This is a genomic window from Devosia sp. J2-20 (assembly GCF_055808475.1).
On the sequence record NZ_CM147870.1, the window covers coordinates 67166 to 88782 of the forward strand.

A 21617-nucleotide genomic window follows, 5' to 3' on the forward strand; every position below is an offset into this window, starting at 1 on the left:
TGCCTATGTTCGTGGCGAACAGAACAGGCACAGATGCAGTTACGTCCAGATATTGTTGCGGTTATGGTGGGGGTCGCCGTGGAGGGACCCTATACCTATCACGTGCCCGACGGCATGACGGTGGCGCGCGGCTCCATCGTCTCTGTGCCGTTGGGACCACGCCTGGTGCTGGGCGTGGTGTGGGGGCCGCCCAAGGATATGGTGGCGCATAATCGGCTGCGCGATATCGCCATGGCCTATGATGTGCCGCCGCTCAGCGAGGAACTGCTCAAGCTGGTCGAATGGGTGGCACGCTACACGCTGGCAGCGCCCGGGCAGGTGTTGCGGGCCGTCTTGCGTTCGAGCGAAGCACTGGATGCACCCAAGCCGGTGGTGGCGTTTCGCCGGACCGGCAAGGATCCCGACAGGATGACCCCGGCCCGATTGCGGGTGCTGGACGTGTTGATGGACGATATGGCTTGGCCCAAGGCCGCGTTGATCGGCTCGGCTGGCGTCTCGGCTTCGGTCGTTGAGGGACTGGAACGCGCTGGCGCCGTTGAACGGCTGGAAACGCCCGCGCCGCCGATAGTCGAGCAACCCGATCCGGAGGCTGCCATCGCCACGTTGTCTGAGGGGCAGCAAAAGGCGCTCGATGACATTCTGGCACTGGATCCGCATCAATTCGGCGTTGCCCTGCTCGATGGGGTGACGGGGGGCGGCAAGACCGAAGTGTTCTTTGAGGCAGTCGCCGACACGCTGCGGGCCGGACGTCAGGCCCTGATCCTGTTGCCCGAAATTGCACTGACCAATACCTTTATCAATCGCTTCACCAAGCGCTTTGGCACCCGGCCTGCCGAATGGCATTCCGACATGACGCCGCTGCAGCGTGCCAAGGTGTGGCGTGGGGTGCTGGATGGCACGGTGCGGGCAGTTGTCGGGGCGCGCTCGGCGCTGTTTCTGCCGTTTCGCGAGCTGGGCATTCTGGTGCTCGATGAAGAGCATGATGGCGCCTACAAGCAGGCCGATGGCATCACCTATCATGCCCGTGACATGGCGGTGGTGCGCGCCCATTTGAGCCATGCGCGGGTAATCCTGTCCTCGGCGACGCCGTCGGTGGAAACGCGCAACAACGCCAATACCGGCCGCTATGCCCATGTGCTGCTGACCTCGCGCTATGCCGAGGCGGCCATGCCCAATATCACTACCATCGACATGCGGATAGACGGGCCGGAAAAAGGTGCCTGGATCGCGCCAACGCTGGCGCGGGAGGTCTTCGCCGCGCTTGATCGGGGCGAGCAGGCTCTGCTGTTTCTCAATCGCCGCGGCTATGCGCCACTGACCCTGTGCCGCTCGTGCGGGCACCAATATCAATGTCCGGACTGCTCCGCCTGGATGGTGGAACATCGCTTTCGCGGGGTATTGATGTGTCACCATTGTGGGCATGAGGTACGCACGCCCACCGCATGCAGTGAATGCGGGGAAGCGGATGCACTGATCGCGGTGGGGCCCGGGATCGAACGGGTGGCCGAAGAGGCCGCGGCGCGGTTCCCCGATGCACGTCGGGTGATCCTGTCCTCTGACATGGGCAGCAATGCGCAATTGCGCGAACGGCTCGGCGAGATTGAGCGTGGCGAGTTCGATCTGATCATCGGCACGCAACTGGTGTCCAAGGGGCATCACTTCGAGAAGCTGACGGTGGTAGGTGTACTGGATGCCGATCTTGGACTGGCGCATGGCGATCCGCGCGCCGCGGAAAAAACCTTCCAGATTCTGACACAGGTCGCGGGGCGGGCCGGGCGGGCCTCCAAAACCGGCAAGGCATTTCTGCAGACTTACCACCCCGACCATGCGGTTATGAAGGCCATGGTGACCGGTGATCGCGAGGCATTTTATGCCCATGAACTGGCGGCACGCGAATCGGGTGGCTTGCCCCGTTCGGGCGGCTGGCGGCGCTGATCATTTCGGCCAATGAGCACGATGTTGCGATGGCCTATGCCAAGCGCCTGCTTTCAGCGGCACCAATGGCCGAAGGCGTGCGTCTGTTCGGACCGGCCGATGCCCCCATCTCCATGGTCCGCGGCCGCTACCGCGTCCGGCTTCTGGCGCAGTCGGGCAAGGATTTCGATCTGTCGGGCTATGTGCGGTTCTGGCTCGGATCAGCCGAAAAACCCACAGGCAATCTGCGGGTGCAGGTGGATATAGACCCGATAAGTTTCATGTGACAAACCGGCCCCGTGCACGCACAGGGGGCCGGTCAGGAGTGCGTCCGGCCCCACTAGAGCAGGAAATCATCGGTGGTCAGCGTGATGAGCCCCGTCAACTCAATTTGGAAGTCGGCGGAGCCGTCGCCGTCAACATCTCCGCGGATCAGAGTGCGATTCTGTGCAGATTGTTGCGTCCAAGTCAGAGAACCCGCTCCCGAAAGTGCGGCTCCCTCAATCGTATTGAACGAAAAAGCGCCGTCTCCGCCTGTAAGGGTATTGGCATCGATATCGGTCAGGTCGATGTAATCGCGATTGCCGAAGATCTGCGAGAAGTCTTGGATGACGTCGCGCTGACCAGCGATTCCGGCATCCGCAATGTCGTCGAAGTTAAAAGTATCATTTCCGTCTTCGCCAATCAGGATGTCACGCTGAAAGCCGCCGCTGAGCAAGTCGTCGCCGTCGCCACCGATCAATAAGTCCGTTCCCTTCAGTCCGATCAGGGTATCGTTGCCATCAGCACCCCAGAGAACGTTGGCCTTGTCATTGCCGGCAATAACATTGTCCAGGTAGTTGCCAGTGGCATCTGCTTCGTCGTTTCCCAACAAAGTCAGGTTTTCGATCTGCTGCATATTTGCAATGCTGCGGGTAATCGTGGACGTGATCAGATCTGTGCCGCCTTCATCCCAGACAATGTCGAAATCTTGGGCTTCAGATCCGAGAACGAAGGTGTCATTGCCTTGACCGCCCCCGAGAAAGTCCTGACCGGCACCGCCCTCTAGAACATCGTCGCCATCGCCGCCATACAGGTCATCATTGCCCGCATCCCCGAACAACGTATCGTTGCCTTCTCCTCCCTGGACGGCGTCATCACCATTGCCGCCTACTATGAAGTCATTGCCATTGCCGCCCAACAGGAAATCTTCTCCGCCCTCTCCGTAAATGGTGTCATTGCCGTCGCCGCCGTTGACTTCGTCATGACCGTATCCTCCGTAGATGATATCGTCGTCTTCATTGCCGTCGAGCATATCGTGACCGTAACCACCATAGATCAGGTCATTGCCTCGGCCACCTAATACTCGGTCATTCCCACCGGCCGTGTCCGTTGAGCCGATATCGTCGCCATGAATTGTGTCATCGCCATCGTCGCCGTCAATGCGATCACTACCGCGACCACCGATCAGGGTGTCGTTGTCGTCTTGACCTCTCAATCTGTCGGAACCTCTACCGCCGTCCATGGTGTCGTCGCCACTGCCGCCATCGAGCTCGTCATCACCGACACCACCGTCCATAATGTCGTTGCCTTGCTCACCCTCAAGGTAGTCGTTGCCGTTGTCGCCGAAGAGACTGTCGTCACCATTGCCGCCGATAAGATCATCACGGCCATTGCCACCCCGCAACGTGTCTTCACCATTTCCACCGTTGAGGTAATCGTTGTCGCCTTCGCCGAGTATAACATCGTTACCTTCGTCGCCATTCAACTGGTCGCGGCCCCCACCGCCATTGATTGTGTCGTCGCCGCGTCCGCCATTGATTGTGTCGTTGCCATCGCCGCCGGACGCCGTATCGATTCCGTCGTCACCGCTGAACTGGTCCGCGCCGTCTCCTCCTGTAAAGAGATCGTTGCCGCCACGGCCGCGAACTGCGACTCCGACATCTCCGGCGAGGAACACGTCGTCGGTTTCGGTCAGTTCGAAAGCAATAATGCCGTCAATGTAGTCTTTGTCCCCCCACGTATCGCGGGCGCGGCCCGAGCCCACGAAGCCAAATCCAGCAATGTTGCGGTTCGTGACGCTGAGGTTGACTGCAACGCCGGTTTCGCCGTTATCGCCCCACTCAGTGTATTTGTCGAAATCCTTGTGGGTCCATTTTTCTTCATTGTAGTTGATCGTCGCAAGACCAGTTGTATCGGCGTCGGTGAAGGTATCGATGTTCCTGCCGCCTACGAAATCGAACACGCCAACACCTGACCGCAGTGGGTCATAGAAGCTGTTCCCCGCATCTTCAGTGTTGGAAAATCCAGATCCGACGATGAAGTTGTCTCGTCCTTCGGTACCGCGTATGCGCTCCAGATTTGCGAATGTCTGATCTAGCGATAGCTTGCGTGGAGTACCGCTATTAGGGTTGACCCCGAAAAAGCCGCTGACAGTGCCTGCTCCGACCCCATTTTCCAAAGTTACCGTAATCTTGTCGCCAGCGTGTTCGTTCTGGTCATCCGGATTGCCATCTCCATTGGCATCAGAGTCTCGGTCGTATTCGTCAAATGCATACATGTCATAGCCGGCGTCGCCATCTACGCTGTCATTTCCTGCGGATCCAAGAATTGTGTCAAAACGGCCGCTGCCAGCGTTGATGGTGTCGTTACCTTCACCGGCTGAGATATAGTCATCTCCTCCGTCGCCATTGATGACGTCGTTGTTCTTCCCACCGAACAGATCGTCGTCGCCATCGCCGCCATAAAGGAAGTCATTGCCGTCGCCGCCGTACAGGCGGTCATGGCCTTCGTGGCCGTAGAGGCGGTCATTGCCGTCTTCACCCCAAAACCGGTTGTCGGTGCTATCGCCGATGATGCGGTCGTTGAGATCGGTGCCGACGATGCGTTCAATGCTGATCAGGCTGTCGGTATTGCCGTAGCTGTCCAGTGCGGCATGCGCCGCAACAGTCACGCCGCCGCTGCCGGTCACGGCGCCGTTGGCTGAACTGTCTGAGAGATTGACGAAGACCCCGCGGGAACCCAGTTCGGCCGAGTAATTGACGCGATCATAGCCACCACTGCCGTTAATGGTGTCGGCGCCGTCCATGCCCTCAAATTCGTTGTTGAAGACACTGCCATAGAAAACATCATCAAAATTGGTACCCTGAAGAGTATCGATACCAAAGAGGCGATCGGTCCCACCAGCGCCGGGCTTGATCACGATACCCGTGCCCAGATTGGCATCAATGCCGCCAGCAATGCCCGTCTGCTCAAAGAAGAATCGATAGCTCACCCGCACATAGCTATCGCCATGCATATAGTAGTTGTCATTGCCCAGTGACGCTTCGATGAAATAGCCATCGCCCTCGATATCGGCGCCGTAAAACTCGTCATCGAACTGGCTGCCTCGACCCGATTCAAAGCTGGTGAAATTGGCCAGCAGGTTCAGGGTACCGCGCTCAATGACTTCACCAGTGCCAAAGTCGATCACGACGCCATTGGTGCGCTGAAAGCCCATTTGCAGGAAATCATTGCCGCTACCGCCATCAAGCGTAACGGCGGCGGCAGGGGTATCCAGGATATAGGCATCATTGCCCTCATTGAGCGCGACGGTGTCCCCGCCGACAATGGAGCTGCCAAAGACGTCTCGGTCGGCCGAACCGGCAACATCGATCGGCTCCATCAAAAGCAGGTTGGCCAGCGCAAAGCCGATGACGCCTTCATTGGGAGCAGGGTTGTCAAACTCGGTCAGAATGGTCTGCATGTCGGTATAGCTACCGGCCGTGACAAAGTTTTCGATGCGGGCTACTTCCTGCCCGTCGCTGAAAACGACAAGACCGGTAATGTCACCAGAAGTCATGTTACGCGCGGCATCAGCACGCAGATCAATACCGCTAATAACCAGAACGGTTGTGCCAGTTGTCAGGCTAATCGATGTCTGAGGCGAGTTGTCTGTGACGTTGAACACGCCAGATTGCAGTGCAGAACGATACAGCGCATTCCAGTCGTATGTTGGCATACCAACTGTAAAAATTACGTTTGACATCTTGTCGTTCTCCCCTCGGATCCGATGTTGGGGAGCTTAATACTTAAATTAACAATTGGTAAACATTTCTATTTTGGTGGATGCAGCGGGGCAGGTGCGCCCCCGGCTGCCTGAGGTGCCCTGCGACACTTTCGCCGCCAGTGAATCACACCTGCAAGCCTTGCAAGGCCCGCGAGCCTTGTGCTAGAGCGAGCGCGACTTTGAAGGGGGCTCCGGACGTCCTCTTTTCCAGACAAGAACAAGCGTCAGCGACCGCCCGGGTTTCCAAACCAAATCAGGCGGCAAGCAGGCAAGCAACCAAGAGGGTGATGCGGCATTGGCAGCGCAGAATTCAGTGCTTACCCAGATCGCTCGGCCATATGCGTCGGCGCTGTTTGATCTCGCTAGCAGCGAGAACCAGTTGGCATCGGTCGAGACGTCTCTATCTGACGTCTCCCGTTTGATCGGAGAAAGTGCGGACTTTTCGCGCTTTCTGCGGTCGCCTGTCATTTCCGCGGACAACAAGGCCAGCGCGCTCGATGCATTGCTGGGCAAGGCCAAGACCAATCCACTGGTCGGCAACTTCCTGCGCCTGGTGGCCCAGAATGGTCGTCTGTTCGCGCTTGATGCCATTATTGCCGGCTTTCGCGAACTGGCCGCGCAGGCGCGTGGCGAGGTGACGGCTGACGTCACCTCCTCGGCGCCGCTGAACGCAGATCAGGTTGCCGCGCTCGGCGAGACGCTCAAGGCCAAGATCGGCAAGACCGTCACGCTCAATCAATTTGTCGATCCATCCTTGATTGGCGGCCTTCAGGTGAAGGTCGGCAGCCAGATGATCGATAGCTCGCTCAAGACAAAACTCGCTGCGATGAAGATCGCCATGAAAGAGGTCGGATAATGGACATCAAAGCCGCGGAAATTTCTGCGATCCTCAAGGACCAGATCAAGAATTTCGGCCAGGAAGCCCAGGTTTCCGAAGTCGGTCAGGTGCTTTCCGTCGGTGACGGTATCGCCCGCGTCTACGGTCTGGACAAGGTGCAGGCTGGTGAGCTCGTCGAGTTCCCGGGTGGCATTAAGGGCATGGCGCTGAACCTTGAAACTGACAATGTCGGTGTCGTGATCTTCGGCAATGACCGTTCCATCAAGGAAGGCGATGTCGTCAAGCGCACCGGTTCGATCGTGGATACCCCGGTCGGCATGGGTCTGCTGGGTCGCGTTGTTGATGGTCTGGGTAACCCGATCGACGGAAAGGGTCCGATCGAGCACACCGAACGCAGTCGCGTTGACGTCAAGGCGCCCGGCATTCTGCCCCGCAAGTCGGTGCATGAGCCAATGTCGACAGGCCTGAAGGCCATCGATGCGCTGATCCCGATTGGCCGTGGCCAGCGCGAGCTGATCATTGGCGATCGCCAGACCGGCAAGTCGGCCATCATTCTTGATACTTTCCTGAACCAGAAGCCGGCGCATGACGCCAATGCTTCGGACACTGACAAGCTGTATTGCATCTATGTTGCAGTCGGGCAGAAGCGTTCGACCGTTGCGCAGTTCGTGCGTCAGCTCGAAGAATCGGGCGCGCTGCCCTATTCCGTGGTGATCGCGGCAACCGCTTCGGATCCCGCTCCCCTGCAGTACATCGCGCCATTCACTGGCTGCGCCATTGGCGAGTTCTTCCGCGACAACGGCAAGCATGCCGTGATCGCCTATGACGATCTGACCAAGCAGGCCGTTGCCTACCGTCAGATGTCGCTGCTGCTGCGTCGTCCACCAGGCCGTGAAGCCTATCCCGGCGACGTGTTCTATCTGCATTCGCGCCTGCTCGAGCGCGCGGCCAAGCTCAATGAAAAGCATGGCCTGGGTTCGCTGACCGCTCTGCCCGTGATTGAAACGCAGGCCAACGACGTGTCGGCCTATATCCCGACCAACGTGATTTCGATCACCGATGGTCAGATCTTCCTGGAAACCAATTTGTTCTTCCAGGGTATCCGTCCTGCTGTGAACGTCGGTCTGTCGGTGTCCCGCGTGGGTTCGTCGGCTCAGGTCAAGGCGATGAAGCAGGTTGCCGGTTCGCTCAAGGGTGAGCTGAGCCAGTATCGCGAAATGGCGGCCTTCGCCCAGTTCGGGTCCGATCTGGATGCGGCCACCCAGCGTCTGCTCAATCGTGGTGCGCGTCTGACCGAGCTGCTCAAGCAGCCGCAGTTCAGCCCGCTCAAGATGGAAGAGCAGGTTGCGGTGATCTTTGCTGGCGCCAATGGCTATCTCGATAGCGTGCCCGTCAACAAGGTTGGCGATTTTGAACAGACCGTACTGTCCGCCCTGCGTGGCAAGTATGCTGATCTGCTCAAGACCATCGCCACCGACAAGGCCCTGAGCGACGACACCCGTGCCGCGCTCAAGTCCGCACTCGATGAGATCAAGAAGACCTACGCGGCCTAAGGCCAGCAGGGAGATCGAAGGCCAATGGCTTCGCTAAAGGACCTCAAGAACCGGATCGACTCGGTCAGATCGACCCAGAAGATCACCAAGGCCATGCAGATGGTTGCGGCGGCAAAGCTCCGCCGTGCCCAGGAAGCTGCCGAGGCTGCGCGCCCCTATGCCGAACGCATGGGCAAGGTGCTGGCTTCGCTTGGTGCCGTCTATGACGGTCAGGAAAACGCGCCTGTGCTGCTCGGTGGTACAGGCAAGGATCAGGTGCATTTGCTGGTGGTTGCCACCGGCGAGCGGGGCCTGGCGGGCGGTTTCAACTCCTCGATCGCGCGTCTGGCCCGCGAGCATGCCGCAAAGCTGCTCAGCGAAGGCAAGACCGTCAAGATGCTGACCGTGGGCCGAAAGGGTCACGATATCTTGCGTCGTCAGTATGCCGACAACATCGTGGACACCTTCAATTTCCGTGAGATCAAGCAGGTCGGGTTCACCCAGGCACAGCAGGTCACGGACAAGGTGCTCGAGATGTTCAACGCCGGCGAGTTCGACGTTGCGACGCTGTATTTTGCCAAGTTCGGTAGCGTGATCAGCCAGGTGCCAACGGCGCATCAGCTGATCCCCGCCAAGCTGCCGGCTCAGGCAGAAGGCGAGGTCGAGAATTCGGCCGTGCCTTACGAATATGAGCCAAGCGAAGAGGCGATCGTGGAAGATCTGCTGCCGCGCAATATTGCGGTTCAGGTGTTGCGCGCTCTGCTGGAAAACAGTGCCTCGTTCTATGGTGCGCAGATGTCCGCAATGGACAATGCGACCCGGAATGCCGGCGAAATGATCGGGCAGTTGCAGCTGAGCTACAACCGTCAGCGTCAGGCCCAGATCACCAAAGAACTCATCGAAATCATTTCGGGCGCGGAAGCGCTCTAAGCAATCGAAGCGAAGGACGAAACAAATGGCAGAGAAAAAGGCCGGTCGCGTATCGCAGGTCATCGGTGCCGTCGTGGACGTCGTGTTCGACGGCCACCTGCCCGCGATCCTGAACGCACTTGAGACAACCAATAACGGCCAGCGTCTGGTCTTGGAAGTGGCACAGCACCTGGGCGAAAACGCCGTGCGTACCATCGCCATGGACACCACTGAAGGTCTCGTGCGCGGCGCTGAAGTGATCGATCTGGGGACCGCCATCACGGTTCCCGTCGGCGAAGAAACGCTGGGTCGCATCATGAACGTGATCGGCGAGCCAATCGACGAAGCCGGCCCTGTGGGCTCGAGCGTCAAGCGCGAAATCCATCAGGAAGCACCGGCCTTTGCCGAGCAGAATCCTGAGAGCACCGTGCTGGTTACCGGCATCAAGGTGGTTGATCTGATCGCGCCATATGCACGCGGCGGCAAGATCGGCCTGATGGGCGGCGCCGGTGTGGGCAAGACCGTGCTGATCCAGGAACTGATCAACAACGTCGCCAAGGCGCATGGTGGTTATTCGGTTTTCGCTGGTGTGGGTGAACGCACCCGCGAAGGCAACGATCTGTACTACGAAATGATCGAATCGGGCGTGAACAAGAACCCGGCCGAAAACGGCGGTTCTGCCGCCGGTTCCAAGTGCGCTCTGGTGTTCGGTCAGATGAACGAGCCTCCTGGTGCCCGTGCCCGTGTGGCACTGACCGGTCTGACCATTGCGGAAGACTTCCGCGACAAGGGTCAGGACGTGCTTTTCTTCGTGGACAACATCTTCCGCTTTACCCAGGCTGGCGCTGAAATGTCGGCACTGCTGGGTCGTATTCCTTCGGCTGTGGGCTATCAGCCTACACTGGCCACCGACATGGGTCAGATGCAGGAGCGCATCACGACCACCAACAAGGGTTCGATCACCTCGGTTCAGGCCGTGTACGTGCCCGCCGACGATTTGACCGATCCGGCGCCAGCAACCTCGTTTGCCCATTTTGACGCTGTGACCGTGCTGAACCGTGCGATCTCGGAAAAGGGTATCTACCCTGCCGTGGATCCACTGGCATCGAACTCGCGTATTCTCGATCCTCTGGTGGTTGGTGACGAGCACTATCAGGTTGCCCGTCGCGTTCAGGAAGTGCTGCAGAAGTACAAGGCGCTGCAGGACATCATCGCGATTCTGGGCATGGACGAGCTGTCGGAAGAAGACAAGCTGGTCGTGGCCCGCGCCCGCAAGGTTGAGCGCTTCATGAGCCAGCCCTTCGACGTGGCTGAAGTGTTCACCGGTACGCCAGGCGTCTTCGTGTCGCTTGAAGACACCATCAAGGGCTTCAAGGGCTTGGTAGCTGGCGAGTACGATCACTTGCCAGAAGGCGCTTTCTACATGGTCGGCACCATCGAAGATGCCGTCAAGAAGGCCCAGAAGCTGGCTGCCCAGGCAGCCTAGTGAATTCTTCGGGCTTGCCGCACGCGGCGAGCCTGACCTTCCGTTAAGGGACCAAAACAATGGCTGAAGGCCTCAAGATCGAGATCGTGTCGCCCGAGCGTCTGGTGCTGTCGGAAGTGGTGACTTCGGTCACCGTGCCGGGCAGCGAAGGCTACCTCACCGTGATGAACGACCATGCGCCGTTCATGACGACGCTGCGTCGTGGTTTCATCACCGTGAATGGCTTGAACGGTCGCGACGAGATCTTTTTCGTCAAGGGCGGCTTTGCCGACGTGTCGGCAGATGGCCTGACCATCCTGGCAGAGCAGTCGTCCCCTATTGTCGAGTTTGATCACGCCGAACTGGCTGAGCAGATCAAGGCTGCCGAGGCGGAACTGGCAACAGCCAAGACGCCTGAAGAGCAGTCCTATGCCCAGGAAGTGGTGAGCGCGCTGGCCAATCTGGCCATCGAGGCAGGCCAGATCAATGGTGGCCACGTCCACTAGGATAGCATTGACTGCAAGATTTCAAAGACGCCCACGGATCCGTTCTGTGGGCGTTTTTCTTTGCGCATTTATTGGGCGATACCAGGCATTACCCGATAATTCTGCCTAATTGTGCGGCATCTAGCCAAATTGCCCATGATGTTCGCATGACATCAACGGTCCATTAAGTTTCCCACGCCAGTGTCGCGATCATTGCGGTCGACACATTGTTAGAGGCTGGCGCTGCTGCGCCCCGTTCTCGGAGAAATTATAATGGCTATCCTGCTGGGCAATATCCGCCTGACCTTCGCGATTGCGGCCATGGCAATCGGCTCAATCACCATAGCCATCGCGGCTGTGGTGGCGGGGCTGTTTGTCAGCCTGTCGGGCACGGCCAGTTCTGATGTGGCCAATGCGCTGTCCAGCGCCACGCGGATCACCTCGGAAATCCTGCGGGTCAACCTGCCCAGTCTGGAAGTGGTCCCCGATGAGCAGGGCAATGTTGCCGGGCTGACCATGCGATCGATGCCGCGTTTCCGCAATCATGGGGTGATCGACACGATCTCGGACGTTACCGCGCAGCAGGCCGCGATCTATGTCTTTGATGCCGAGGTCGGCCCCGATTTTCTGGTCGGTACAACCAGCCTGATGGCAGGTGCCGAAGTACGGCTGCTGGAACGCCCCATCATGGCGGGCACCGAGCTGTTCAAATCGATGATGGCCAACCAGACCGTGCGGGTCAACGAGACCATTGACGGGGTTCAATACGCTACACGTTACCAGCCCATTGTGATGGCGGACGGCACGGTGATCGGCGCGTTGTTTGTCGCTGTTGAGCGCGCACCGATCGAAGCGGTCGTTGGACAGAGCATGACGATGCTGGCCATTGTGGGTGGCCTGGCACTGCTGGTCATCGGTATTGTGGCGCTGCTGCTGTCACGGGCACTGACGCGGCCAATCCCGCAATTGTCGATGGCCATGACCGCCATTGCAGACGGTGCGCTTGAAACCGAGGTGCCCTATACCTGCAATGGCAATGAGATCGGCACCATGGCGCGGGCCGTGGAAGTGTTTCGCACCAATTCCCAGCGCATAGCGCAGCTGGGCGCCGAGACCAATCGTCATCTCGAAGAGGCGGCGGATCACACCGGCCAGCTCAACGCCATTTCCATGTCGCAACTGGTTGCAGAGTTTACCCTGGGGGGCGAACTGATCACGGCCAATGACCGGTTTCTCCAGCTATTGGGGTATTCCGCCGACCAGATCGTGGGCAAGCCCAATGCGCAATTGCTGTTTGATGCCAGCGCATCTGATCCCGGCTATCGCCAGTTCTGGGCCGACCTTGCCGGGGGTACATTCAAATCAGGCGAATATCGCCGCCGCACGCGCGATGGACGCGAAGTGTGGATACAGAGCACATTCACACCCATTTTGGGGCTGGATGGAGCGCCCTACAAGGTGGTTCAGTTCGCTACCGACGTGACAGCACGCAAACAGGCTGTTGCTGCTGTGGGGGCCGCGCTGCTGGCTCTGGCGGATGGTGACCTGACGCAGCGCATTGATACCGCCTTTGAGGCCGAGTTCGAGGAATTGCGCCACGCGCTCAACAGCACTGTGACCCGGTTTGCCGACATTGTCGGTCAGCTGCGCGAAACCTCGCGTTCCATTCGCGTTGCCACCGGCGAAATTCTGGGTGGGGCCAATGATCTGAGCGAGCGCACGACCAAGCAGGCTGCCACCATCGAGGAAACCTCGGCGGCCATGGAGCAGCTTGCCAGCACCGTCTTGCGCAATGCCCAGAATGCTGAGGCGGCCAGTATCAAATCGCGGGGGTGTCGCGCACCGCCCAGGAAGGCGGCGATGTGATGAGCCAGGCAACCGGCGCGATGGAAAAGATCACCAGTTCGTCGGGCAAGATCTCCAACATTATCGGCATGATCGACGACATTGCCTTCCAGACCAATCTGCTGGCGCTCAACGCCTCGGTTGAAGCGGCGCGGGCTGGCGACGCCGGCAAGGGCTTTGCCGTGGTGGCCGTGGAAGTGCGCCGTCTGGCGCAGTCTGCGGCCTCGGCGTCGGCTGATGTGAAGTTGCTGGTCGAACAGAGCGCCAGCGAGGTTTCTGGGGGAACCAAGCTGGTGGCCGATGCCGCTGGCAAGCTCGAGGCGATCCTTGAAGGCATTCGTGAGAACAGTCTGGTGATGGAAGGCATTGCCCGCGACAGCAAGGAGCAGGCGTCTTCGATCGAAGAGGTCAGTGTTGCCGTGCGGCAGATGGATGAGATGACCCAGCACAATGCGGCGCTGGTCGAACAGACCAATGCGGCGATTGAACAGACCGAAGGGCAGGCCAGCGAACTGGACCGCATCGTCGACATTTTCGTGCTCGATGCGGACGAATTTGGGCGCGCTCAACTGGTTACGTCAACGTCAAGAGCGGCCTGACTAAGTTTAAATTCCTCAGGAATTTGAATTCATGGAATTTTTACCAGGCTAGCGGATGCTTGTCTCAGGCCGCCCCTTTGAGCGGCAGAGGAGAACAAGCTGATGTCCACACCTGTAATGATGCGACCAACCCTGGCCGCCCTCGCTTTTGCAACCCTGCTGTCGGTGAGCGCTGCTCCCCAGGCGCAGGATGAATTCACTGCGCCGCTCACGGCGCTCGCGGCCAGCGAGATTGCCGCTTTTGCAGCCGACCCCGTATTGATCGATGCGATCAACGCGCAGAATGCCATGTCGAGCAGCTATGATCAGGCCAAGATCGATGAACTCGATGCCCAATGGCGCGCTGAAGTGGGCGCCGCGAGCAAGCCCCTGATCGATGCGACGCTGGCCAATGCTGCTTCGCAGTATCTGGTTGGGGTCCAGGAAGAATCGCTGGGCAAGTATACCGAAATCTTCGCCATGGATGCCAAGGGCCTCAACGTGGCTCAGAGCACGCTGACCTCCGATTACTGGCAGGGCGATGAAGACAAGTTCACCGCCAGCTATGGTGCGGGCGCAGGTTCTGTCCATATCGGCGAAATCGAGCAGGACGAAAGCACTCAGGCATTCCAGAGCCAGGTGTCGATCCCGATTTCGGATCCAGCGACCGGTGAACTGATCGGTGCCATCACCGTCGGTGTCGACGTCTCGATGCTCTAGCGGCATCTGCCCCTTTCAATCCTACCTAAACAGCGTCGAGGCCAAGGATGATCAAACTTTCACTTACTCAGAAAATCGTTGGCCTCGTCGTGCTGGCCCTGGTGATAGGGTCCGCGACAATCAGCTATGTCGGTGCCACGCAGAATGCTGCGTTGCTGCGTGCCGAGTTGGAGCATGCCAACTCCACGCTTTCGGCCGCCAGCACCGAACAACTGGCAGGCGGCATTCGCTTCGGCAAGGCAGACGCCCTGCTCACAGTCTATGCAAAGCTGGACGCCACATTGGGCAAACAGTTCTCGAATGGCGCCAGCTTCAATATGGACGGCGCGGCGATCGCTTCGACCTCTGAAGATGCCGCGACCAATGCCGCTCTGGGTGACGTGGCCAAGCTGGCACTGGCCAGCGAAGACATTGAAATGGCTTCCTCGGGGAATATTGCCTATGTGGCGGTGCCGGCCCATTTCGGACCTGAAGGCGCCACGGTTGGCATTTCGGCCTTCGCATGGGACATGAGCGAAGCGCTGGAAATGCAGAGCCAGACCGTGATCACCTCGGCAATAGTTGGCGCTGTTGTAACGATCGCCCTGGTGCTGGCGGTCTACTTCTTCATTCGCATCAGTGTGACCGGTCCGCTGGTCAACCTGGTGCGCATCGCGACCGAGATCGCCGACGACCCGTCATCGGTGGATGAAGTGCCCGCAACCGATCGCAGCGATGAGCTGGGCGCCATGGCCCGGGCCATCGAGGTGTTCCGCGAGAACGGGCAGAAGGTGGCGCAGATGACCGAGGCTGAAGCCGCCCAAGTGCTCCGGAACCAGGCTGAACGCGCGACCATGATGCAGGAATTGCAGCGTGCCTTTGGCAATGTGGTTGATGCCGCCATTGCTGGTGATTTCTCCAAGCGGGTGGAAGCAGAATTTCCCGACGCCGAACTCAACACGCTGGCCGGCTCGGTCAATACGCTGGTCGAAACGGTTGATCGGGGTCTTGATGAGACCGGTCAGGTGCTGGCCTCGCTGGCCGACACCAATCTGACCAAGCGGGTCAACGGCGAGTACAAGGGCGCCTTTGCCAAGCTCAAGGACGACACCAATGCGGTTGCCGACAAGCTGACCGATATTGTCGGCCAGCTGCGCAGCACATCGCGCGGTGTCCGCTCGGCGACAGGGGAAATTCTGGCCGGTGCCAATGATCTGAGCGAGCGCACCACCAAGCAGGCTGCCACCATCGAGGAAACCTCGGCGACCATGGAACAGCTGGCTTCAACCGTGCTCGAAAGCGCCAAGAAGGCCGAAGAGGCCAGCGTCAAGTCCAAGACGGTGTCGCAGACGGCCGCCGAAGGTGGTGAGGTGATGAATCAGGCCACAGGCGCGATGGAAAAGATCACCAGTTCGTCGGCCAAGATCTCCAACATTATCGGCATGATCGACGATATCGCCTTCCAGACCAATCTGTTGGCACTGAACGCCTCGGTGGAAGCGGCGCGGGCCGGTGATGCGGGCAAGGGCTTTGCCGTGGTGGCCGTGGAAGTGCGCCGCCTGGCGCAGTCGGCAGCATCGGCTTCGGCTGATGTGAAGGTGCTGATCGAGCAGAGTGCCAGCGAAGTGGCTGGTGGCTCCAAGCTGGTGGCCGATGCCGCTGGCAAGCTCGAGGCCATCCTTGAAGGCATTCGCGAGAACAGCCTGGTGATGGAAGGCATTGCCCGCGACAGCAAGGAACAGGCGTCTTCGATCGAAGAGGTCAATGTCGCGGTGCGGTTGATGGACGAGATGACCCAGCACAATGCGGCACTGGTTGAAGAAACCAATGCGGCGATCGAACAGACGGAAGGTCAGGCGTCCGAACTGGACCGGATCGTGGATATCTTCGTGCTCGAGGATGGCCCGGTTGCTGCCAAGGCGCCGCTGGTCGAAGAACCCCGCGGCGGCATCAAGGGGCTGCAGGACAAGGTCAAGCAGGCTGCCAAGGCCTATATCAGCCACGGCAATGCCGCTGTGGCGCAGGACTGGAACGAGTTCTAGATAAACCGTCGACGACCGTCCGATACGTCAAGAATGCCTGATCGCGGTGTGCCCTATGACAGGGCCGCCGCGATCAGTGCTTTGGCGTGCAGGTCGGTGGTGTCATAGACCGGGATAGGGCTGACATCGTCATCAATGAGCATGGTGATTTCGGTGCACCCCAGGATCACCGCTTCGGCGCCCCGCGCGGCCAGACGTTCAATCGCGCTGACATAGGTACGCCGCGATTGTTCGTGCACAATGCCGCGGCACAATTCTTCATAGATGATGGCGTTGAGATTGGTGCGATCAACCTCGGGGATCAGTGCCTGCAGACCACGGCTCGCCAGACGGTCCCTGTAGAACCCCATCTCCATGGTGAAGCGGGTGCCCAGCAGGCCAATCGTTTTGAAGCCGTCCGCCAGCAGGGCGTCGCTGGTCGGGTCGGCGATATGGACGAAGGGCACCTGCAAATCGCGGGTAATGGTGTCGGCCACGATGTGCATGGTGTTGGTGGCCAGCCCAATGACTTCGGCGCCGGCCGTTTGCAGACCCTTGGCAATTGTCGCCAGCTGTTCGCCGGCAACGTCCCAATTGCCGTCCGCCTGCAACTGCGCAATGGGTGCAAAATCTACCGAATGCACGATCAGCGGCGCTGAATGCAGTCCGCCACGTTGCCGCGCGGTTTCCTGATTGAGCACACGATAATAGTGCGCCGTGGATTCCCAGCTCATACCGCCGATCAGGCCGATGGTTTTCATGGCTCAGATATGGGTAAAGCGTTGCGGAATATCGGCAAAGGCTGCCACGACCTGATCATAGGCATCCTTTTTGAAAGGCACGATCAGGGCCGGTGTGCGGCTGAGCCGTTCCCAGCGCCAGGCATCGAATTCGGCGGTGAACTTGCCGGCACCGGGGTTGTGCACGTCGATCTCGGTTTCCTTGCCGGTAAAGGCGAAGGCGAACCAGCGCTGGCGCTGACCGCGATATTTGCCCTTGAGGGCGATGCCGAGGGCTTCATCGGGCAGATCGTAATGGATCCACTCGGGCGCCTCGGCGAGCAGGCTGACGGAGGTGATATTGGTTTCCTCGTGCAGCTCACGCAGCGCGGCACGCAAGGGGTCCTCGCCCTTGTCGATACCGCCCTGGGGCATTTGCCAGGGTGCCTCGACTTCCGTCTTGTCTTCGGAGTCGTGGTCGGCAATCCGGCGGCCAATGAAAACATTGCCCTGCTGATTGAAAATGGTCACGCCCACGCAGTCGCGATAGGGCAGGGATTGGCGGTCGGGACGGGGCGCAGTCATGGCAAAGCTCTATTTCATCAATGCGCTGGCGGGCACCAGCAATATGCCCCTTGCCTCAAGGTCTCGTGACCATTCGGCTATCGTGGAGATCGATATGGGCAATGCACTGACAATACCAATTGCCTGACCATTCTCCACCGCTTTGGCTTCAAGGCTGGCAAGCGCTGCGAGAATGGATGTGCGCGATGGATTGGCATCGATCATCGCATCGGCGCGGGCAAAGGGGACGCCATTGCCCTGGGCCAGCTGCGGCGCCAGTGATCGGTTGGACGAGCCATCATCAAGATAACCCAGGCCGCGCGCACCCAGCTCTTCCATCATGGGCGAGAAGTCTGCCGCCGATGCGGTAAAGCGGGCACCCATATTGTTGATCAGGCCGGTATAGCCGCCAAAGCGCGACATCAGCCAGAACAGCTTGTCGAGATTGGCGCGGGGCGGCTCGCCGGTCAGCAGGGTTTCGGGGCCAGGGTCATTCTGGGGATAATCAAAGGGCTCCAGGGGCACTTCAAGCAGCACTTCATGGCCAGCACTGCGCGCTGCGGCCACTGTGGTGGAGAGCGCCTTGCCATAGGGGGCAAAGCCCAGCGTCATAAAGCTGGGCAGCTTGTCGATGGCGTTGAGTGATCCCTGTTCGTTGATGCCCAGTCCGGTCACGACAATGGCGACCAGCGGCATGCCGCTGTCCAGCGCATTGCCGGGTGGATGCGCATAGGCCTGGAACGGGGTCAGCCCGGTCGCCGAAATGCGGGGAATGGGACCGTCGGCGGTCTCTTCGCTCAGATCGGGCAAGGCGCCGAAAATATCGGGCAGGCCGACAACCGAGCTGGGGCCACCGGCGCCTGTGGTCACACCGGTAATCGAGCCGCCAGCGGGATATTGCTGGGGATCGGCCTCGATCACCACCGGGCCATCGGCAACCGAATTGGCCACCTCGTTGGCGTTGCGGGTGGAGGTGATGGCCACTTCCTGGCTGGGTCGCCCCCCATTGGGGTCATCAACCATGAGCACGCGCGCCACAAAGCCAATGGCCAGCAGTGCCAGCAGGCCGAACAGGACACGGGCGATAGGCAGACCGCGGCGGGAGCCGGGCTTGCGCTTGCGACCGGTGAGTGGCGTGGTCAGGTCATCGGTCATTCAGCAGGGTCCCGAAAACAGCTGGGGCGAGGCGGCGAATCAGCAGCCTCGCCCCAGCAATTTCATAGCACAATGAAGGCCTATTCCGCCTTGGGCGGGAACGCCTCATTGGTCTCAAGGCCTTCAATCAGGCGGATGGCGTATTGCAGCTGGTTGTCGTCGGCCTTTTCAGCCGGGACATAGACGGACGAGCCAACAGTGGTTTCCTCCTGGCCCTCAATGGTGATGTGACCGGCAAGGCCCGCTTCACCAATGATCTCGTCACGGCCCTGGAACTCCTCAGGCACGTCCTGGAGAATTTCGATGTCAGGGGTGATCCCAAGCGCCTGAATGGAACGGTTGTTGGGCGTGTAGTAGCGGGCGGTCGTCAGACGCATGGCGCCATCGGGGCCCAGCGAGATGATCGACTGCACCGATCCCTTGCCGAAGGAGCGGGTGCCCACCAGGGTGGCCCGCTTGTGATCCTGCAGGGCGCCGGCGACGATTTCGGAGGCAGAGGCCGAGCCGCCATTGATCAGCACGATCAGCGGCACGTCGGCGATCTGGGCGTCGAGGGCGTCAGGCTGGGCGTCATAGCGGGCGCTTTCCTCTGGCACGCGACCGCGTGTCAGCACGACAGCACCCTGCTTGAGGAAGGCGTCGGCGACATAGACCGACTGATCGACCAGACCACCGGGATTGTTGCGCAGATCGAGAATGATGCCCTTGGGCGCCACGCCGTCACGATCGGCAAAGATGTCCTTGATGGCGCCTTCAATGCCGACAAAGGCCTGCTCGGAGAAGCGCGACAGGCGTACAACGGCGACGTCCCCTTCCAGCGAATAGCGCACGGCGCGCATGGCAATGGTGGCGCGGGTGAGTTCAAAATCGAGCGGCTTGTCGAGGCCTTCGCGAATGACGGTGACCTTGATGTCGGTGCCGATCGGGCCGCGCATCTTGCCCACGGCTTCATCCAGGGTCAGCCCCTGAACCTGCACGCCATCGAGTTCGACAATCAGGTCATTGGCCATGATGCCGGCATTGGCCGCGGGTGTGTCATCGATGGGGGAGACCACCTTGATGACGCCTTCTTCCATGGTGACTTCGATGCCCAGGCCGCCAAATTCACCAGAAGTGTCCTGGCGCATGTCGTTATAGTCTCGCCGGGGGCAGGTAGCCCGAATGGGGATCAAGCGAGGTCAGCATGCCCTGAATGGCGGCGCGGACCAGTTCCTGCTCATCAGGTGGATCGACATATTCAGCGCGGATGCGATCGAAGATTTCGCCGAACAGATTGAGATCGGCATAGATCTCGAGCGGGTCGCGCGGGGTCGGCGCGTCCATTTCCATATTGGGGTCGAGCTGCTCAGCACCCGGTACGGGATCGACCGGCGCAGGCGCCTGCTGGGCAAAAGCATGACCAACCGGCAGCAGCAGCGCCAGGGCGAGAGCTGAGGCGCGAAGGGGAGAAAGGCGCATGAGGGTTCTATCCACTCTGTGTCGGGGTCGCCCACCAGCCGGTGGGATCGACGGGCTCATTGTTCTGTCGAAGTTCAATATAGAGGGTCGGCTGGGCAGCGCCAGCATTGGTGGTCACCGTGCGCCCAATTGTGCGTGAACCCATCGTGCCCAGGGGCATGCCCATCTGCACGAATTGACCGATTTCGACGGTCACGGTGTCCAGCCCGGCCAGGAGCGCGGTGTAGCTTTGACCCGTATTGAGAATGATGATTTGGCCGTAATTGAGGTAAGGACCCTTATAGAGCACCCAGCCATCGGCCGGGGCAATCACCTGGGCCTCGGCGCGGGTGACCAGCGAGATGCCGTGGCTGATGCCACCAAAGCCGTCGCTGGCCCCAAAATCGAGGACATTGACGCCATTGGCAGGCATGGCCAGAAAGCCCTTGGCCAGGCCAAAGGGGATGGCGGGCTCGGTGCGGGCGGTGTTGGCCAGCGCCAGTTCGATGTCCGCCTGGCTCATCACCGGCAGGCTTGGATCGATCGCTGCGTCAGCGGCAGCGGCGGCAGTGGAAACCGAGGTAACCTGAGCGGAAAGGCTGTTGACCAGTTCCTTGAGCGAGGTGGCCCGGGCGGCCAGTGCTTCGGCGTCGCGCTGCTCTTCCTCGAGCTGGGCGGTGCGCATGCCAATGCCCTGCTTGCGGGCGGCAATCAGGGTGGCGATGCGCAATTGCTCTTCCTCGAGCACGGCATGGTTGGCGCGCAGCGTGGCTTCTTCGGCCAGTGCTGCCAGCTTGATGTCGGTCAGTGCCTTGAGATCGGCGGTGACAGAATCGGCCTTGGCACGCAATTGCGGCACGATGGCCGCGATCAGGATGGCGCTGCGGGCCGAACCCAGCGCGTCATCGGGATCGACAATCAGTGCGGGGGCGGATTTAGTGAGATGCGTTCAAGTGCTGCGAGCACATTGGCAATTTCTGCATTGGAGCCATCAAGACGGCCACGCACTTCGAGTTCGGCAATGATGAGGTCCGAAAGGCGGGATTCGACATCGGCGACTTCGATCTCGGCCAGCTTGACGCGCTGGGCCGCGGCAATCAGTGCTGCGTTCTGCTTGGTACGATCGCCTTCCATTGCCGCGATCTCGGCCTTGAGCTCGTCAATTCGCTGCTGGCTGAGCGAGATCGAGGCCTCGACAGCTTCAAGATCGGACTGGGTGGCCTGGGGTTCGGGTTGTGTGTCTGCGGCAGGCTCGGCCGTTGCTGGCGTATCGGCTGACGGGGCAGCCTCTGTCGGCGCCGGCGTGGCGGTATCGCTCTGAGCCAGCAATGGCAGGGGCGAAAGCCCCACCAGCACGATGCTGGCGAGCAGCAATCCCAGTCTGTTGCCCGGCCACAGCGCCATGACGTCTCCAGCGAGGGCGGCACGC

General features: G+C 60.0%; 16 protein-coding genes and 2 pseudogenes. 10 read left to right on the forward strand and 8 right to left on the reverse strand.

All coding sequences use genetic code 11. The features are described 5' to 3' along the window. Nucleotides 1-33 precede the first annotated feature (33 nt). Nucleotides 34-2201 (forward strand): annotated as a pseudogene (locus AC0L37_RS00355) (primosomal protein N'). Nucleotides 2202-2254: 53 nt separating this feature from the next. Here AC0L37_RS00355 and AC0L37_RS00360 read toward each other — a convergent pair. Continuing rightward, entirely contained in the window at nucleotides 2255-5920 is a 3666-nt protein-coding gene (locus AC0L37_RS00360; protein WP_282222300.1) for a calcium-binding protein, read from the reverse strand. A 334-nt stretch (nucleotides 5921-6254) separates the two neighbouring features. Between AC0L37_RS00360 and AC0L37_RS00365 the strand changes: the two genes are divergently transcribed. From AC0L37_RS00365 to AC0L37_RS00405, 9 genes and pseudogenes are all read left to right on the forward strand, one after another. Beyond that, complete coding sequence (locus AC0L37_RS00365) at nucleotides 6255-6797, forward strand: F0F1 ATP synthase subunit delta (RefSeq protein ID WP_473313813.1); 543 nt, start codon at nucleotides 6255-6257, stop codon at nucleotides 6795-6797. Then, the gene (gene atpA, locus AC0L37_RS00370) at nucleotides 6797-8332 is read left to right on the forward strand and encodes a F0F1 ATP synthase subunit alpha (RefSeq protein WP_212659865.1); all 1536 of its coding nucleotides are present in this window, start codon (nucleotides 6797-6799) and stop codon (nucleotides 8330-8332) included. The genes AC0L37_RS00365 and atpA overlap by 1 nt, the downstream gene beginning before the upstream one ends. 24 nt (nucleotides 8333-8356) lie before the next feature. Next, on the forward strand, nucleotides 8357-9241 hold the full coding sequence (locus tag AC0L37_RS00375; protein ID WP_212659864.1) for a F0F1 ATP synthase subunit gamma: 885 nt from the start codon (nucleotides 8357-8359) through the stop codon (nucleotides 9239-9241). A 37-nt stretch (nucleotides 9242-9278) separates the two neighbouring features. After that, nucleotides 9279-10706, forward strand: a pseudogene (gene atpD / locus AC0L37_RS00380) (F0F1 ATP synthase subunit beta); the annotation flags it as partial. Nucleotides 10707-10765: 59 nt separating this feature from the next. Then, nucleotides 10766-11191, forward strand: a complete 426-nt coding sequence (locus AC0L37_RS00385; RefSeq protein WP_212659862.1) for a F0F1 ATP synthase subunit epsilon — start codon at nucleotides 10766-10768, stop codon at nucleotides 11189-11191. Between the two features lie 252 nt (nucleotides 11192-11443). Next, nucleotides 11444-13036 carry a PAS domain S-box protein gene (locus AC0L37_RS00390; protein WP_282222299.1) on the forward strand — a complete coding sequence of 531 codons (1593 nt, stop codon included), beginning with the start codon at nucleotides 11444-11446 and terminating at the stop codon, nucleotides 13034-13036. Then, the gene (locus AC0L37_RS00395; RefSeq protein ID WP_282222298.1) at nucleotides 13036-13614 is read left to right on the forward strand and encodes a methyl-accepting chemotaxis protein; all 579 of its coding nucleotides are present in this window, start codon (nucleotides 13036-13038) and stop codon (nucleotides 13612-13614) included. Before AC0L37_RS00390 ends, AC0L37_RS00395 begins: the two co-directional genes overlap by 1 nt. 102 nt (nucleotides 13615-13716) lie before the next feature. Further along, nucleotides 13717-14313 (forward strand): hypothetical protein, encoded by a 597-nt coding sequence (locus AC0L37_RS00400; RefSeq protein WP_282222297.1) that lies wholly within the window; start codon nucleotides 13717-13719, stop codon nucleotides 14311-14313. Nucleotides 14314-14360: 47 nt separating this feature from the next. Beyond that, nucleotides 14361-16334 (forward strand): methyl-accepting chemotaxis protein, encoded by a 1974-nt coding sequence (locus tag AC0L37_RS00405; RefSeq protein ID WP_282222296.1) that lies wholly within the window; start codon nucleotides 14361-14363, stop codon nucleotides 16332-16334. 53 nt (nucleotides 16335-16387) lie between these two features. On the opposite strand, the gene AC0L37_RS00410 is transcribed toward AC0L37_RS00405, so the two are convergent. The 7 genes from AC0L37_RS00410 to AC0L37_RS00440 form a co-directional block, all read right to left on the reverse strand. After that, a complete protein-coding gene (locus AC0L37_RS00410) occupies nucleotides 16388-17074 on the reverse strand; it encodes an aspartate/glutamate racemase family protein (RefSeq protein ID WP_282222295.1) in 687 nt (228 codons plus the stop codon). A gap of 3 nt (nucleotides 17075-17077) precedes the next feature. After that, a complete protein-coding gene (locus AC0L37_RS00415) occupies nucleotides 17078-17617 on the reverse strand; it encodes an RNA pyrophosphohydrolase (RefSeq protein ID WP_212659858.1) in 540 nt (179 codons plus the stop codon). A 9-nt stretch (nucleotides 17618-17626) separates the two neighbouring features. After that, complete coding sequence (locus tag AC0L37_RS00420; protein ID WP_282222294.1) at nucleotides 17627-18751, reverse strand: divergent polysaccharide deacetylase family protein; 1125 nt, start codon at nucleotides 18749-18751, stop codon at nucleotides 17627-17629. An 80-nt stretch (nucleotides 18752-18831) separates the two neighbouring features. Then, nucleotides 18832-19878 (reverse strand): S41 family peptidase, encoded by a 1047-nt coding sequence (locus AC0L37_RS00425; RefSeq protein ID WP_282222293.1) that lies wholly within the window; start codon nucleotides 19876-19878, stop codon nucleotides 18832-18834. Nucleotides 19879-19882: 4 nt separating this feature from the next. Beyond that, nucleotides 19883-20209, reverse strand: coding sequence for a S41 family peptidase (locus AC0L37_RS00430; protein WP_282222292.1), 327 nt, complete (start codon nucleotides 20207-20209; stop codon nucleotides 19883-19885). A 7-nt stretch (nucleotides 20210-20216) separates the two neighbouring features. Continuing rightward, entirely contained in the window at nucleotides 20217-21047 is an 831-nt protein-coding gene (locus tag AC0L37_RS00435) for a murein hydrolase activator EnvC family protein (protein WP_473313822.1), read from the reverse strand. Nucleotides 21048-21106: 59 nt separating this feature from the next. Continuing rightward, nucleotides 21107-21592 carry a hypothetical protein gene (locus AC0L37_RS00440; RefSeq protein WP_473313824.1) on the reverse strand — a complete coding sequence of 162 codons (486 nt, stop codon included), beginning with the start codon at nucleotides 21590-21592 and terminating at the stop codon, nucleotides 21107-21109. Nucleotides 21593-21617 lie beyond the last annotated feature (25 nt).

Bases quoted from the DNA above. Each gene is read 5' to 3' on its own strand.
- AC0L37_RS00360 (WP_282222300.1), bottom strand. From the start codon at position 5,920: ATGTCAAACGTAATTTTTACAGTTGGTATGCCAACATACGACTGGAAT.
- atpA (WP_212659865.1), top strand. From the start codon at position 6,797: ATGGACATCAAAGCCGCGGAAATTTCTGCGATCCTCAAGGACCAGATC.
- AC0L37_RS00375 (WP_212659864.1), top strand. From the start codon at position 8,357: ATGGCTTCGCTAAAGGACCTCAAGAACCGGATCGACTCGGTCAGATCG.
- AC0L37_RS00385 (WP_212659862.1), top strand. From the start codon at position 10,766: ATGGCTGAAGGCCTCAAGATCGAGATCGTGTCGCCCGAGCGTCTGGTG.
- AC0L37_RS00390 (WP_282222299.1), top strand. From the start codon at position 11,444: ATGGCTATCCTGCTGGGCAATATCCGCCTGACCTTCGCGATTGCGGCC.
- AC0L37_RS00395 (WP_282222298.1), top strand. From the start codon at position 13,036: ATGAGCCAGGCAACCGGCGCGATGGAAAAGATCACCAGTTCGTCGGGC.
- AC0L37_RS00400 (WP_282222297.1), top strand. From the start codon at position 13,717: ATGTCCACACCTGTAATGATGCGACCAACCCTGGCCGCCCTCGCTTTT.
- AC0L37_RS00405 (WP_282222296.1), top strand. From the start codon at position 14,361: ATGATCAAACTTTCACTTACTCAGAAAATCGTTGGCCTCGTCGTGCTG.
- AC0L37_RS00410 (WP_282222295.1), bottom strand. From the start codon at position 17,074: ATGAAAACCATCGGCCTGATCGGCGGTATGAGCTGGGAATCCACGGCG.
- AC0L37_RS00415 (WP_212659858.1), bottom strand. From the start codon at position 17,617: ATGACTGCGCCCCGTCCCGACCGCCAATCCCTGCCCTATCGCGACTGC.
- AC0L37_RS00420 (WP_282222294.1), bottom strand. From the start codon at position 18,751: ATGACCGATGACCTGACCACGCCACTCACCGGTCGCAAGCGCAAGCCC.
- AC0L37_RS00425 (WP_282222293.1), bottom strand. From the start codon at position 19,878: ATGCGCCAGGACACTTCTGGTGAATTTGGCGGCCTGGGCATCGAAGTC.
- AC0L37_RS00430 (WP_282222292.1), bottom strand. From the start codon at position 20,209: ATGCGCCTTTCTCCCCTTCGCGCCTCAGCTCTCGCCCTGGCGCTGCTG.
- AC0L37_RS00440 (WP_473313824.1), bottom strand. From the start codon at position 21,592: ATGGCGCTGTGGCCGGGCAACAGACTGGGATTGCTGCTCGCCAGCATC.